The 12,957-nt window shown below is 67.7% G+C and carries 15 protein-coding genes; 5 read left to right on the plus strand and 10 right to left on the minus strand.

The features are described 5' to 3' along the window. Positions 1-17: 17 nt before the first annotated feature. From G6N51_RS15430 to G6N51_RS15440, 3 genes are read right to left on the minus strand one after another with little or no spacing between them, the layout of a single operon-like run. The gene (locus G6N51_RS15430; protein WP_083168342.1) at positions 18-1,106 is read right to left on the minus strand and encodes an acyl-CoA dehydrogenase family protein; all 1,089 of its coding nucleotides are present in this window, start codon (positions 1,104-1,106) and stop codon (positions 18-20) included. Then, entirely contained in the window at positions 1,093-1,998 is a 906-nt protein-coding gene (locus G6N51_RS15435; protein WP_083168678.1) for an acyl-CoA dehydrogenase family protein, read from the minus strand. The genes G6N51_RS15430 and G6N51_RS15435 overlap by 14 nt, the downstream gene beginning before the upstream one ends. Further along, positions 1,976-3,379, minus strand: coding sequence for a class I adenylate-forming enzyme family protein (locus tag G6N51_RS15440; RefSeq protein WP_083168339.1), 1,404 nt, complete (start codon positions 3,377-3,379; stop codon positions 1,976-1,978). Before G6N51_RS15440 ends, G6N51_RS15435 begins: the two co-directional genes overlap by 23 nt. 122 nt (positions 3,380-3,501) lie before the next feature. Between G6N51_RS15440 and G6N51_RS15445 the strand changes: the two genes are divergently transcribed. Genes G6N51_RS15445 through G6N51_RS29690 form a run of 3 tightly spaced genes read left to right on the plus strand, consistent with a single transcriptional unit; the run spans position 3,502 to position 4,324 of the window. After that, the gene (locus G6N51_RS15445) at positions 3,502-3,837 is read left to right on the plus strand and encodes a 2Fe-2S iron-sulfur cluster-binding protein (RefSeq protein WP_083168337.1); all 336 of its coding nucleotides are present in this window, start codon (positions 3,502-3,504) and stop codon (positions 3,835-3,837) included. Positions 3,838-3,860: 23 nt separating this feature from the next. Further along, positions 3,861-4,175 (plus strand): DUF4286 family protein, encoded by a 315-nt coding sequence (locus tag G6N51_RS15450; RefSeq protein ID WP_083168675.1) that lies wholly within the window; start codon positions 3,861-3,863, stop codon positions 4,173-4,175. A gap of 5 nt (positions 4,176-4,180) precedes the next feature. Beyond that, positions 4,181-4,324: a hypothetical protein gene (locus G6N51_RS29690; protein ID WP_249025990.1), complete on the plus strand. Its 144-nt coding sequence runs from the start codon at positions 4,181-4,183 to the stop codon at positions 4,322-4,324. Positions 4,325-4,462: 138 nt separating this feature from the next. Here the strand turns inward: G6N51_RS29690 and G6N51_RS15460 are convergent, their stop codons facing one another. The 7 genes from G6N51_RS15460 to G6N51_RS15490 all read right to left on the minus strand — a co-directional run bounded on the left by G6N51_RS15460 (position 4,463) and on the right by G6N51_RS15490 (position 10,751). Then, on the minus strand, positions 4,463-5,500 hold the full coding sequence (locus tag G6N51_RS15460) for a CaiB/BaiF CoA transferase family protein (protein WP_083168334.1): 1,038 nt from the start codon (positions 5,498-5,500) through the stop codon (positions 4,463-4,465). Continuing rightward, complete coding sequence (locus tag G6N51_RS15465) at positions 5,497-6,453, minus strand: LLM class F420-dependent oxidoreductase (RefSeq protein ID WP_083168331.1); 957 nt, start codon at positions 6,451-6,453, stop codon at positions 5,497-5,499. The genes G6N51_RS15460 and G6N51_RS15465 overlap by 4 nt, the downstream gene beginning before the upstream one ends. Continuing rightward, a complete protein-coding gene (locus G6N51_RS15470) occupies positions 6,438-6,863 on the minus strand; it encodes a cobalamin-dependent protein (RefSeq protein WP_083168329.1) in 426 nt (141 codons plus the stop codon). The genes G6N51_RS15465 and G6N51_RS15470 overlap by 16 nt, the downstream gene beginning before the upstream one ends. After that, complete coding sequence (locus G6N51_RS15475; RefSeq protein ID WP_083168325.1) at positions 6,863-8,440, minus strand: methylmalonyl-CoA mutase family protein; 1,578 nt, start codon at positions 8,438-8,440, stop codon at positions 6,863-6,865. The genes G6N51_RS15470 and G6N51_RS15475 overlap by 1 nt, the downstream gene beginning before the upstream one ends. A gap of 97 nt (positions 8,441-8,537) precedes the next feature. Then, entirely contained in the window at positions 8,538-9,350 is an 813-nt protein-coding gene (locus G6N51_RS15480) for a methyltransferase domain-containing protein (protein ID WP_083168320.1), read from the minus strand. Between the two features lie 57 nt (positions 9,351-9,407). Then, positions 9,408-10,109, minus strand: coding sequence for a M15 family metallopeptidase (locus G6N51_RS15485; protein ID WP_083168673.1), 702 nt, complete (start codon positions 10,107-10,109; stop codon positions 9,408-9,410). A 42-nt stretch (positions 10,110-10,151) separates the two neighbouring features. Beyond that, on the minus strand, positions 10,152-10,751 hold the full coding sequence (locus G6N51_RS15490; RefSeq protein WP_142274825.1) for a TetR/AcrR family transcriptional regulator: 600 nt from the start codon (positions 10,749-10,751) through the stop codon (positions 10,152-10,154). A 61-nt stretch (positions 10,752-10,812) separates the two neighbouring features. Here G6N51_RS15490 and G6N51_RS15495 point away from each other — a divergent pair, with 61 nt between their 5' ends. Together G6N51_RS15495 and G6N51_RS15500 are read left to right on the plus strand one after the other, a co-directional pair. Continuing rightward, positions 10,813-12,522 carry a CocE/NonD family hydrolase gene (locus G6N51_RS15495; protein ID WP_083168317.1) on the plus strand — a complete coding sequence of 570 codons (1,710 nt, stop codon included), beginning with the start codon at positions 10,813-10,815 and terminating at the stop codon, positions 12,520-12,522. A 46-nt stretch (positions 12,523-12,568) separates the two neighbouring features. After that, positions 12,569-12,886 (plus strand): hypothetical protein, encoded by a 318-nt coding sequence (locus tag G6N51_RS15500; RefSeq protein WP_142274824.1) that lies wholly within the window; start codon positions 12,569-12,571, stop codon positions 12,884-12,886. The last annotated feature ends 71 nt before the right edge of the window (positions 12,887-12,957 follow it).

A 12,957-nucleotide genomic window follows, 5' to 3' on the forward strand; every position in this document is an offset into this window, starting at 1 on the left:
TTCGCCCGCGCTCGCGATCACTCCGACAATCCCAAGATGCGTGAGGCGATGATGTTCTTTTGTATCTGTGATGTCCCGCCCATCACACTCTGCGCGCGGCTGTACAGATAGGCGCTGAGCAGGTCCGGATCGCGGGTCCCGGTGACCGCGAGTGCGGCGTGTCCGACGGATTGCTCGACCCAGGTCATCAGCAGCTTGTCGAGCGACCCCTCGGGCCCGTGCGAGACACCGTCGAGCTGTTCGGAGAGCCGGCGCCGCACGTGATGGGTCAACATCTCCGACTGGACCGCCGCCCACGCGAGCTCTTCGGGAACCGGACCCTCGTTGCGCGCGAACAGGCTTCGGACCAGCTTGCCGTATCGGGCCGCGTAGCCGAGGGTGGAGGGTTCGCGCTCGTGCCCGACGACGGTCATGGCGACCGCCCAGCCGTCGCCGGGGGCTCCGACCATCCGGTCGGCCGGTATCTTCGCATCGTCGAAGAACACCTGACCGAATTCGTTGGTCACCCCGTTGATCATGCGAAGCGGGCGCTGTTGCACGCCGGGCTGTTTCATCTCCAGCACGAAAGCCGACAACCCGCGGTGGCGTCTGGCCTCGGGGTCGGTGCGGGCCAGCAGCAGGCACCAGTCCGCGACATCGGAGTAGCTGGTCCAGATCTTGTGCCCGTTCACCACATACGTGTCACCCTCGAGGCGAGCGGTGGTGGTCAGCGATGCCAGATCCGAACCGGCGCCGGGTTCGCTGAAGCCCTGACACCAGCGCTCGGTGCCGTTGATGATGCCCGGCAGGAAGCGTTGCCGCACTTCGTCATTGGCGTGCCGACCGATCCCGTAGATCAGGTAGCCCACGCTGGGCCGCGGCGGGGCGCCGGCTCGGGCCAGCTCCTCGTCGATGATGACGTCGTATACCGGCGGCAACTCCTGTCCGCCGTACTCACGGGGGAACGACAGCCCGAAGAACCCTTCCCGATACAACGCCTGGTGCCATTCGGCCTGGCGCGCCCAGTACTCGTCGCCGGACCCGGAGAATTCTCCTGCGTGCGCGGAAAGCCAGGACCGCAGCCGGTCGCGGAAGGCCGCTTCCGCCGGTGAGTCACGAAAGTCCAAGATCGATCTCCTTCAACGCGACCGGCCACAGCTCGGTCGAGGTCAGGGCGCGGCGCAGGTAGACGTGTACCAAGCAGTCCCAGGTGTTGCCGATGCCGCCGTGCACCTGGATGGCCGTTTCACAGACGGTTCGGGCGGCGCGCGCGCAGTAAACCTTCGCGATCTGCGCGGCGCGGATGGCCTCGGCGGGGGCCACCTCGTCGACCGCCCACGCGGCATGGCGCGACACGCTGATCGAACCTTCAATCAGCGCAAGGCTTTCGGCCAGCAGGTGGGCGATGGCCTGATAGGACCCGATCTGCTTGCCGTACTGTTCGCGGATCTTGGCGTAGTCGCAGGCGACGGCGTGCGCGCCCCGGGCGATGCCCACCAAGTCCGCCGTCGTGGCGACCAGCGCGAGCGCCCGCCACCGCGCCGCGATGTCGACCGGCACCTCGCCCAGCGCCACCGGCGCTCCCGCAATTTGCGCATCCGCTCGGGTCAAATCCGCGCCGTCGAGCGCGCCCTGCACGTCGGCGGCCAACACCTTGCCATCGGAAAGGCTCAGGGCCCGCTGGGCGCCGCGCGCGTCGATGGCGCGACCGTCGACCGCCACCGTCGCGCCCGCGCCGTCGGCTCCGACGTGACGGATCAGGTCGTCGGCGAGCGCCGGACCGAGAAATGGGGTGTCGACCAGTCGTCGTCCGAATTCTTCGGCGACAATGGCCAGTTCGACACCCGAAGCCCCGTCGGAGCGCAGCGTTCTGAAGCCCGTCGCCGCAATTTGCTTGTCCAGGCGCGCGATCCGGCTCGGGTCGTCGAGGTCTTGGACGGCCGAGGGTCCGAGGTCGTCGGCCAGCTTGGCGGCGGCGTCGCGCAACTGTTGTTGTTCAGCTGTCAGACGTACATCCATAGCGCTCCTTCAGGACTCGGCGCAGCACCTTGCCCGAAGGCAGGCGAGGAATCTCGGGCACGAACACGACCCGGCTCAGGTGTTTGTAGGAAGCCAGCCGCTGATCGACTCGGGCGGTGAGCTCGCCGGCATCCACGGGGGCGCATGTCGCGACCGCGGCGACCACCGCCTCCCCGTTGATTCCGTCGGGCACGCCGAACACGGCGCAGTCTCTGACGGCCGGATGGCCGTGCAGCACCGTCTCGATTTCGGCGGGCGCGACCTGGAAACCGCGCACTTTGATCATCTCCTTGAGGCGGTCGGTGATCCTCAGCCAGCCGTCGCGGTCGAGCCAGCCGACGTCGCCGGTCCGGTACCAGCCGTCGTGGATCACCTCGGCGGTCGCTTCGGCCGGCAGGTAGCCGGCCATCAGCGACGAAGAGCGGGCCTGGATCTCGCCGACCTCCCCCGGGCAGACCGGCTCGCCCGTGTCCATCGAGACCACCCGCAGGTCGACGCCCGGCACCGGGCGCCCGACGGCGTCCAGCCGGGCGCCCTCGATCGGATTGCAGGCGATGACCGGCAGTTCCGTGGTCCCGTAAGCCGGGACCCAACCGACGCCGGTGCGTCGGGTCACCGTCTCCGCGACGTCGGCGCTCACCGGCGTGGCCCCCCACATGATGAAGCGCAGCGACGACAGGTCATAGGACTCGAGCGTGGGGTGAGAGGCGAGGGCCAGCGCGATCGGTGCGACCGCCATTTCCACTGTGATGCGGTCGTTTTCGATGTGATAAAGGATCTGTTCGACGTCGAATCGGGGATGCAGACGCACGCAGGCCCCGGTGCGTAGCGCGGTGAGAATGTTGAGCAGGCCGAGGATGTGCGAGGGCGGGGTGGCGATCTGAATCCGGTCGCGCGGCGTCAGCCGCAGCGCCTGGCGCCAGTGCCGCACCGCCTCGTCCAGCGCCGCGTGGGTGTGCCGGACGGCCTTCGGCAGCCCGGTGGTGCCGGAACTGAACACCAGCACGGCGTCGGATCGCGGTGGCGGCGCCGTGGCCGTGGGCTCCCCGGGCGCGACCGGCTCGTCGAGGTGCAGCATCGGCATCGCGCCGTCCAGCACCGGGTGGTCGCCGACGGCGTGGGCGGGTTCGGTCAGGGCGAGCGCGTGGTCGACTTCGGCACTCTTCCATGCCGGGCTGATCAGCACGGCCGTTGCCCCCATCCGCCAGATCGCAAGCAGGACGGCGACGAATTCCGGCCGGTTGGACGCCATCACCGCGACCCGCTGACCTGCGGCGACACCTCTCCTGGCCAGGGTTGCGGCCCAGCCGCCGGCGAGCGTGTCGAGCTGAGGCAGGCTGAAACGCCGTTCCTCGAACACGACCGCAGCCGGCTCGGTCACGTCCCGTCCTTCCCTGACAGGCCGGGCTGACCTGACATCCCCACACTCTTGAGAAGATCCTATCGCTCTGTGAGAATAGTATTCTCTATAGTGAAGAATGCAAGTACGGGAGGGCGGTCGACGTGTCAGTCGCCCGAAGCATCGAGGAGACCCCACGGGTGACAAATCCGTCAAACGGCTCCGGCGCGGGCACGGTGACCATCCACATCGACCGCAAGAAGGTGTCGGTGCCGCTGGTCCCCGGCGAGACGCTCTTGCAGAGCGCGCGGCGGGCCGGCCTGGAGCCGCCGTTCAGTTGCGAGGCGGGTAACTGCGGCACGTGCATGGCCAAGCTCGAAGAAGGCCATGCGACCATGCGCGTCAACGATGCCCTCGACGATGACGAGGTCGCCGAGGGCTACATTCTGACGTGCCAGGGCGTGCCGGACACCGATTCGGTCACGGTGCGTTACGAGTAGCGGCCCGAAGAGAGGTGGCGGCGATGGCCAAGGGAATCATGTACGTCGAAAGCCGGCCCTGTTCGCCGGATCGCGAACAGGAGTACAACACCTGGTACGACCAAGTACACATACCCGAACTGCTGGGGCTCGAGGGAATTGTCGCGGCACGCCGGCTGCGCCCGATTGACGGGCAGGGTCCCTATGTCGCCATCTACGAACTCGAAGGCGATGATCTGCAGGCCATCTTGGACAACATGATCGCCAACGCCGGGCGGTTGCACATGTCCGATGCGTTGCAGCTGAATCCCGCGCCCGTCCCGCGGCTGCTCGAGACGACCAGCGAGCGGAGCCGCTAAGCCTCATGAACGTCGATGACCTGATCATCCTGGCCACCCAGGTCTCGGCGATGTGCGCCCAGGATCTGCTGTGGGGCCCGGCGATGCGCGCCTACCCCGACCTGAAGTCCGCCTTCCACGGTGAAGGCCTTGCGCGCCAATGCGGTTGACGTGGACGTGTCCACCCGGCCGCGCGCCGAGTGGGCGCGGCTCTATCGGGAGAAGCAACTCGCCGGGATGACGTGACGACGCGGCCTACCGGCCGTCGTCGCCGAGTGTGCGGCTAGCCTCACACCGGCGTGAACGGCCTACTCGGTCAGCTCCGGCGGTGGCCGGTACTCGGGCTGGTACCCCGAAACGCGGATCGGACTCCCGACGAGGCGGAAGTCACCCGCGGTCACAACAACCTCCGGGGTCGCTTCGAGCGCCTCGGGCAGCGTCCTGACCGCCGCCGCCGGCACCCCCAGCGGGCGCAGCCGGCGTTCCCACCCCGCGGCGGTGTCGGTCGCCAGCATGGCCGAGACCACCGTCAGCACCTCATCACGGCGGGCCACTCGTTCGGCCATCGTCTCGAAGCCGCCGATACCCGCCTCGGTGGCAAAGGATTTCCAGAAGCCGTCGTGCGTGATGAACAGCGCCAGATACCCGTCGGCGGTCGGGAAGAGTTGTGCCGGAACGTAATACGAATGGGCACCGTGGGGCCTTCGCTGTGGTTCGACACCCTCGTTGAGGTAGGCGGAGGCGTGGTAGTTGAGCTGCGACAGCATGGCGTCGCGCAGCGACACGTCCACTTGTCCACCGGTGCCTGAGATGATCTTGGCCAACAGCCCCAGCGCCGCGGTCATTCCGGTGGAGTTGTCGGCCGAGGAGTAACCCGGCAGCGTCGGCGGTCCGTCCGGGTCGCCGGTCAAGGCGGCGGTGCCGACGCCCGCCTGGACCACATAGTCGAAGGCCGGATCGTCGCCGCCCTGCAGGCCGAACCCGGTGATCGCCACGCAGACGATCCGCTCGTTGTGCCGGCGCAGCCGCTCGTAGGTCAGGCCCAGCCGGCGGATCGCCGACGGCTTGAGGTTCACCAGCAGCGCATGGGATTCCGCTACCAGCTCACCCAGCCGCTGCTGTCCCATTTCGGAGTTGAGGTCCAGACAAATGCTGGCTTTGTTGCGGTTGAGGCTGGCGAAGTAGGCGGGACCTACGCCCCGCGAGATCTCGCCGCCGCGCGGCTCGATCTTGGTGACCTCGGCGCCCAGGTCGGCGAGCAGCATGGTGGCGTACGGGCCGGCCAGCATGGTGCCGACCTCGAGGATGCGTATCCCCGCCAGCGGCCCGGCGGATGTCGGTGTCAACGCAATTCCGTTGCGAGCGAGGCGATCATCTCGCGTGTCCGGCGTTTGGAGGCGACGAGCTCGTCCCGATTGTCGCCGATGGGCAGCAGCCGCACCGACAGATCGGTCACGCCGGCGTCGGCGAAGCGGCGCATCCGGGCCAGAATCTGCTCCGCGTCGCCGGCCGCGCACAGATCGCCGACGTCGCGGGCATCGCCGCGTTCGAGCAGGCGCTGGTAGTTGGGCGACACCTCGGCCTCGCCCAGGATGCGGTTGGCCCGCTCCTTAGCCTCGTCGACTTGTGCGGGCGCACACAGGCATACGGGGATGCCCGCGACGATTCGCGGGGCGGGGCGCCCGGCGTCCGCGGCGGCCTTGGTGATCTTCGGCGCGATATGGTCACCGATCGCACGCTCGTCCGCCATCCACAGCACCGTGCCGTCGGCGAGTTCACCGGCAAGCTGCAGCATCACCGGCCCCAGCGCGGCGACCAGAACCGGCATCGGGGTATCGGCCCCGATCGCCAGAGGATTGTGCACCCTGAAGGAATCGTTCTCGACGTCAACCGGTCCCGGTCCGGCCATGGCGGAGTTGAGCACCTGCAGGTAGTCGCGGGTGTAGGCGGCCGGCTTCTCATACGGCAAGCCGAGCATGTCCCGGATGATCCAGTGGTGCGACGGCCCGACGCCCAGCGCCAGCCGTCCACCGGCGACGGCATGCACCGAGAGAGCCTGGCGGGCAAGGGCAATGGGGTGCTGGGCTTGCAGCGGAACCACCGCGGTGCCGAGCTCGATGCGCGAACTGTGCGCGGCCATCAACGACACCATGGTCAGGCAGTCGAAGTCGTCGGGCACCTGTGGCATCCACGCGGTGTCCAGACCCGCGGATTCGGCCCATTCGATATCGGCGACAAGCTTGTGCACCTTACGGGCCATATCGCCACGTTCGGCGCCGATCATTACTCCGACGCGCACTGTTCCTCCACAACGGGTTCGGGGGTGCCGGTGAGCGCGCGGATCTCGCGGACCAAGTCGTCCAGCGATGTCCCGGTGGGGAATACCGCGGCGGCGCCGGCGGATAGCAGCTTGGGCACGTCGGCATGCGGGATCGTGCCCCCGACCACGACGGCGATGTCGGCGGCGTCGGCGGCCCGCAACGCTTCGATGGTGCGGGCGGTGAGTGCCAGGTGGGCACCGGACAGGATGCTCAAGCCCACCACCGCCACGTCCTCCTGGACGGCGATCGAGGCGATGTCCTCGATGCGCTGCCGGATGCCGGTGTAGATCACCTCGAAGCCGGCGTCGCGCAGCGTGCGGGCGACGATCTTGGCGCCGCGGTCGTGCCCGTCCAGGCCGGGCTTGGCGACCAGAATTCGGGCGGCCACTAGAACACCACCGGTTGCTGGAACTCGCCCCACACCGCCTTGAGCGCGGAGACCATTTCGCCGACCGTGCAGTACGCGTTGGCGCAGTCGATCAGCTTGTGCATCAGATTGTCGTCTCCTTCGGCGGCACGCGATAGGGCCGCGAGGCTGGATTGAACTGCGGCCGAATCCCGTTCGGCCTTCACTTTGGATAGCCTCTTGAGCTGAAGGTCGCGGCCCTCGGCGTCCAGCTCGTAGGTCACGACATCCGGTTCGGGTTCGTCGGTCATGAACCGGTTGACGCCGACGACCGGCCGGGTGCCGGCTTCGATGTCCTGATGCACCCGGTAGGCCTCGTCAGCGATCAGGCCCTGCAGATAGCCGTCCTCGATCGCGTGCACCATGCCCCCGTGCCGCTCCAGGTCGTCCATGATCTCGACGATGCGGGCTTCGGTGGCGTCGGTCAGGGCCTCCACGAAGTACGAGCCCCCAAGCGGGTCGGCCACGCTGGCCACACCGGTCTCGTGCGCGAGAATCTGCTGGGTGCGCAGGGCCAGGGTCGTGGTTTCCTCGGTGGGCAATGCGAACGGCTCGTCCCAGGCCGCGGTGAACATCGACTGCACGCCGCCCAACACCGCGGCCATGGCCTCATAGGCCACCCGGACGATGTTGTTGTGGGCCTGCGGCGCATACAGCGACGCGCCACCACAGACGCAGCCGAAGCGGAACATCGCCGCCTTTGCCGTTGTCGCCCCGTAGCGCTCCCGCACGATCGTGGCCCAACGGCGGCGCCCCGCACGGTATTTGGCGATCTCCTCGAAGAAGTCCCCGTGGGTGTAGAAGAAGAACGAGATCTGCGGCGCGAACTGGTCGATGGTCATCCGGCCCCGCTGAACCACGGTGTCGCAATAGGTCACCCCGTCGGCCAGGGTGAACGCCATCTCCTGCACCGCGTTCGCCCCCGCGTCGCGGAAGTGCGCACCCGCCACCGAGATCGCGTTGAACCTCGGAACCTCGGCCGCACAGAACTCGATGGTGTCGGCGATCAGCCGCAGCGACGGCTCCGGCGGCCAGATCCACGTTCCGCGCGACGCGTACTCCTTGAGGATGTCGTTTTGGATGGTGCCGGTCAGCTTCGCCCGCGGCACGCCCTTCTTCTCGGCGGCCGCGACGTAGAACGCCAGCAGGATCGCCGCCGTCCCGTTGATCGTCATGCTCGTGCTGAGCTTGTCCAACGGAATGCCGTCGAACAGGATCTCGAAGTCGGCCAGGGTGTCCACCGCGACGCCGACCCGCCCGACCTCCTCGCCGAACTCCGCGTCGTCGGAGTCGTATCCGCACTGGGTCGGCAGGTCCAGGGCCACCGACAGACCGGTACCGCCCTGTTCGAGCAGGTAGCGATACCGGCGGTTGGATTCCTCGGCGGTGCCGAATCCCGAGTATTGGCGGAACGTCCAGAGCTTGCCGCGATAGCCGGACGCGAAGTTTCCGCGGGTGAAGGGAAACTGCCCCGGCTGCGGAGGTTCCGCGCTTACATCCGCCGGCCCGTATACGGGCTGCAGCGGGATGCCAGACGGAGTGCGGGCCGTATTATCCATCGCTGAATAACGTACTTGCAAAAAAAGAGAATGCCAATACCATACGCCTGACCTGGCCAAATACTCCACGATGGCCGCGCCTCGGCCCCGGGACGCGCTACCTCCGGCAGAGGATTTCGCCGTGGGGGATGGCGATCCACCCGTCGGGCGCGGCGGCCCAGGCGCGCCACGCCGCGGAGATCTCCTCGAGCTGCGCCGTCGTGGCCAGACCGAGATCCACCAGATCGCGCGCGATCCGCGAATGCACGATCCGCTCGGCCCACATGCCGCCCCACCATTCGCGCGCCGCGGGCGTGGCGCAGCACCAGACGCTGCCGGTCGCCGTGACATCGGCGAAACCCGCCCGCTGGGCCCAGGACAACAACCGCCGCCCGGCATCGGGCTCGCCGCGGTTGGCACGAGCGGCCCGCCGGTAGATGTCGCGCCACAGATCCAGCGCCGGCAACTCTGGGAACCAGATGAACCCCGCGTAGTCGGCGTCCCGGGCCGCCACGACACCGCCCGGTGCGCACACGCGTTTCATCTCCCGCAGGGCGCCCACCGGATCGGCGACGTGTTGCAGCACTTGGTGCGCGTGCACGACGTCGAATGCGCCGTCCGGAAAGTCGAGGCGATGCACGTCGGCCATCGCGAACGACACGTTCGACAGACCACGTCGCTCGATCTCGGCGCGGGCCACGTCGAGGACGTCGGTCGACTGGTCGACGGCGGTGACCGGTCCCGGTGCGACGCGGGCGGCCAGGTCGGCGGTGATCGTCCCGGGTCCGCAGCCGATATCCAGCACCGACAACCCCGGCTTGAGGTGGGGCAGGAGGTAGGCCGCCGAATCCTCCGCGGTGCGTCGCTGGTGACTCCGGAGCACCGATCCGTGGTGTCCATGCGTGTAGGTGGCCCCGCGTTCGTCGGTCATCCCCGAAGCCTACCGATTGAATCACAATATGAAATTATTGTCTCATAATATGAGACCTCAGTCGACGGGGACGTCGAGGATCGGGCGGTCGACCGCGGCGCCGGGGCCGTCGAAATGCCACCACTCCCCGGAATATGGCGACAGCCCGCCGTACTTCATGGCGTTCCGCAGGGAAGCCCGGTTCGCTTGGGCGTCGGCGCTGACACCCTGCGTCGCGAAAGCGTTGGCGCGCGAGGAGAAGTCATCGAAGTCCGTGCCCATGTCGGCCAGGCAGAGCCCGTCCGCATGCTGCCCCGAGGCGCACGGCTGCTGCATCGTCGTGAACGTCACGTCCACCGAGCGCCCCGATTCGTGACTGTGCGCAAATTGGCCGGGGCGCGCGACCCACGCCGGGTTCGGGACGACGCTGAACATCTTGACCTGGACGTCGTGGGGCCGATAGCAGTCCCAGAACACCAGGAGGTGGCCCTGCGGGCGCAGCGCGGTCGCGGCAGCGGCCAGCCCGGAAGCCATCGATTGGTGCACCAGGCAGCGGGCGTCGGACGGGTACAGCTGCGTGTGGGTGAAGTTGTTGGTCGTCGCGTAGCGAAGGTCGATGATGGCGTCGGGGACGACATTGCGGACGTCGACGAATCCGGCCGCTCGTGCCGCATCGCTGACGGGCGGGACATCGGGGGCCGCCTGGGCGGTCCGGTCCCAGGAGACCGCGACCAACCCCGCGACGACCGTTAACGCAAGGGCGGGGCGCAAAAGACGCATCCGGTCATTGTCGCGGTTGGCCACGCCGAATCGCGCTATCCGCTAGGCGATGTCGCCCTCGACGTAGCGTTGCAGGTTCGGCGCGATCGCCGCCACCACCTGGTCGTCGGGCATCGACGCGATCGGCTCGATCTTGTAGACGTAGCGCAACAACGCGAACCCGATCAACTGGGTGGCGATCAGCCCGCTGCGCCGCAGTCGTTCGTCCTCGTCGGCCCCCAGGCTGGAACCGCCGATCAGGCCGCGCTCGACGATCAGCCGCAGCTTCTCTCGCGTCTTGTCTTCGTGGGCGGCGGTCAGCACCACCGCGCGCAGGATCGGACCGACCTCCTCGTCGGCCCAGGTGCCCAGCACCGTGCGGATCAGTTGCCGACCCAGGTCGGCCTTGGGCGTCGCCCAGGTCGCCGCCACCGCGTCGAGCCACTTCTGCGGCGGCGTGGTGGCAGCATCGAGCAGGCCCTCCTTGGAGCCGAAGTAGTGATAGATGAGGGCCGGGTCGACGTCCGCGGTCCGGGCGACGGCACGAATGGCCGTGCCGGCCCAGCCGTGATCGGCGAATTCGTCGCGAGCGGCGGCCAGGATGCGTGCCGCCAGCACGCCGCGCTCGTCGCGCGGCCCCGGGGTGATCGGTCGCTTCGGCACCGTCTCACCATACCGGAAGTCTCAACTTGCGTTGAAACTAATTTCAACGTAGCGTGAAACTGTGACGACGCTCAACGGCCCGCAGACCACCGGCCGGGAATACCGGAACCTCAGCGAGCCGCAGTACGCGGCGCGCACCGACATCAATACCGCGATCAGAATGCGCGACGGCACAACGCTTTTGGCCGACATTCACCGGCCGGACGCCGACGGTCGCTTCCCGGCGCTGCTGGCCGCCTCACCATATCCGCGGCAGATGCAGGATCTCGGTGCGCCGGCGGGGTTCATCGAGGCCGGCCGGACGGACTTCTGGGTGCCGCGCGGCTACGTGCACGTCATCGCCAACCTGCGCGGGACCTGCGGCTCCGAAGGCACTTTCAACTTCTTCGATGCCCAGGAACGCCGGGACGTGCACGACCTGGTGGAGTGGGTCGCGGCCCAGCCGTGGTGCGACGGGAACGTCGGGATGATCGGCATCAGCTACTTCGCGATGACCCAGCTGGAGGCGGCCGTGGAGCGGCCGCCCCACCTCAAAGCGATCTTTCCCCTTGCCGTGACGAGCGATCTGTACGAGGGCGCCAACCACCACGGGCTGTTGAGTTCGTCTTTCATCACACCGTTTCTGGCCATGATGGGGCTGACCTCCGACCGCAGCGACAAGGTGTGGCGCAGCAAGCCGGTGGGGTTGGCGCGGCGCGTCCTAAACAACCCTAAGGTGCACAAGAAATTCGAGACGATGAATGGCGAGGCGGCGGTCACCATGTTGCGCCAGTTGCTCAAGCTGCCGCACAATCCCCACCCGTGGGACGAGTTGTGGCAGCAGGCCGCGGTCAAGCACCCGACACGCGACGAGTGGTGGGAGGAGCGAAACCTGTTGCCATTACTGAAGGAAATCGACATCCCGGTCTACCTGGGGTGCGACTGGCAGAACGTGCCGTTGCACCTGCCCTCGACGTTCGCCAGCTGGAGCGGGTTGTCGCACAACGCGCGCGTGCGGATGGGCATGCTCGGCGAGTTCGGGCTCACCTGGCCATGGGAAAGCATGCACATCGAGGCGCTGGCCTGGTACGACCATTGGCTGAAGGGCCGCGACACCGGGATCACCGACGGGCCGCCGATCCGCTACTTTTTGCCTGGCGCCGACGAGTGGCGAACCGCCGACACCTGGCCGCCGTCACAGGCCGCGCATCGCGAACTGGCCCTGCGCGCCGACGGCGGTCTGGACGCCGACGAGGGTGATCCGGGCAGCCGGGAATTCATGGTGTTGGGCTCCGGCCTGGGCCGCATCAAAGCCAGCGAGGTCGACCCACCGTCGATACTGGCCTGGACCAGCGCCGTGCTGAGCCACGACATCGATGTCGTGGGCGACATCGAGTTGCGCCTTATCGCGTCGGCGACGGCGATCGACACCGCCTGGATAGCGATGCTGCAGGACGTGGCACCCGACGGGGGAACGACCGATGTGACCGCGGGCTGGTTGCGCGCCAGCCTGCGCGAGGTCGACGAAGCGGCCAGCCGCCCCGGCGCGCCGGTGCTGCCCTGCCGCAACCCGCAAGCGGTGCCGCTCGGAGAGGACGTCGAGTACCGAATTCCGTTGGTCCCCAACGCCCGCCGGTTCAAGGCGGGCCACCGCATTCGCCTGACGCTCACCAGCGACGACCAGGACCCCTCGGTGCCGGCAATCATGAACTTCCGGCACGCCGGCGTCGGTACGTCCAGCCTGAACACGGTGCGCTCGTCGTCGCGGCTGCTGTTGCCGGTGCTCGGGTAGCCGTCGAGGTGTGGCCGGGCGGTGCGCCACGCGGGATGATCGTGCGATGTCGATGATCGAACTGACATTCGTGCGTGGCTCCGTGGAGGACGACGCGTTGGGACGGCTGGCCGACGAACTGGTGACCGCGCTGCTGCGGGCCGAGCGCGCCGGATATTGGTGGCAACATGGCCGGCTTCCGACGCTCAAGCGTTCGCGAATCGAGGCTGTTCGGTTTTGTTGTGTACCTGTGCCTGGCGACGTGTTTCTCCGAGTTCAGGATCGAGCAGTATGTCCGGATAATTTGGGTGAACTAAGTCGGCAAAGCAAATCCTCGGCGCCGGAACGAACTCGTCTTTCGGCGGCGGACGAGGCCCTTAGCTGAGCAGTCGGACAGTTCTTTTGCGGCAATGTCGGTAGGCGCCGGCTGAACTAAGGGGCTCGAACGCGCGACTC

This window comes from Mycobacterium paraseoulense, from assembly GCF_010731655.1.
Taxonomy (GTDB): Bacteria; Actinomycetota; Actinomycetes; order Mycobacteriales; family Mycobacteriaceae; genus Mycobacterium; species Mycobacterium paraseoulense.

Excerpts from the sequence above, each read along its gene's own strand:
- G6N51_RS15450 (WP_083168675.1), top strand. The coding sequence starts at position 3,861 with ATGGCCAAGGGAATCATGTACGTCGAAAGCCGGCCCTGTTCGCCGGAT.
- G6N51_RS15485 (WP_083168673.1), bottom strand. The coding sequence starts at position 10,109 with ATGCGTCTTTTGCGCCCCGCCCTTGCGTTAACGGTCGTCGCGGGGTTG.
- G6N51_RS29690 (WP_249025990.1), top strand. The coding sequence starts at position 4,181 with ATGAACGTCGATGACCTGATCATCCTGGCCACCCAGGTCTCGGCGATG.
- G6N51_RS15435 (WP_083168678.1), bottom strand. The coding sequence starts at position 1,998 with ATGGATGTACGTCTGACAGCTGAACAACAACAGTTGCGCGACGCCGCC.
- G6N51_RS15480 (WP_083168320.1), bottom strand. The coding sequence starts at position 9,350 with ATGACCGACGAACGCGGGGCCACCTACACGCATGGACACCACGGATCG.
- G6N51_RS15475 (WP_083168325.1), bottom strand. The coding sequence starts at position 8,440 with ATGGATAATACGGCCCGCACTCCGTCTGGCATCCCGCTGCAGCCCGTA.
- G6N51_RS15500 (WP_142274824.1), top strand. The coding sequence starts at position 12,569 with ATGTCGATGATCGAACTGACATTCGTGCGTGGCTCCGTGGAGGACGAC.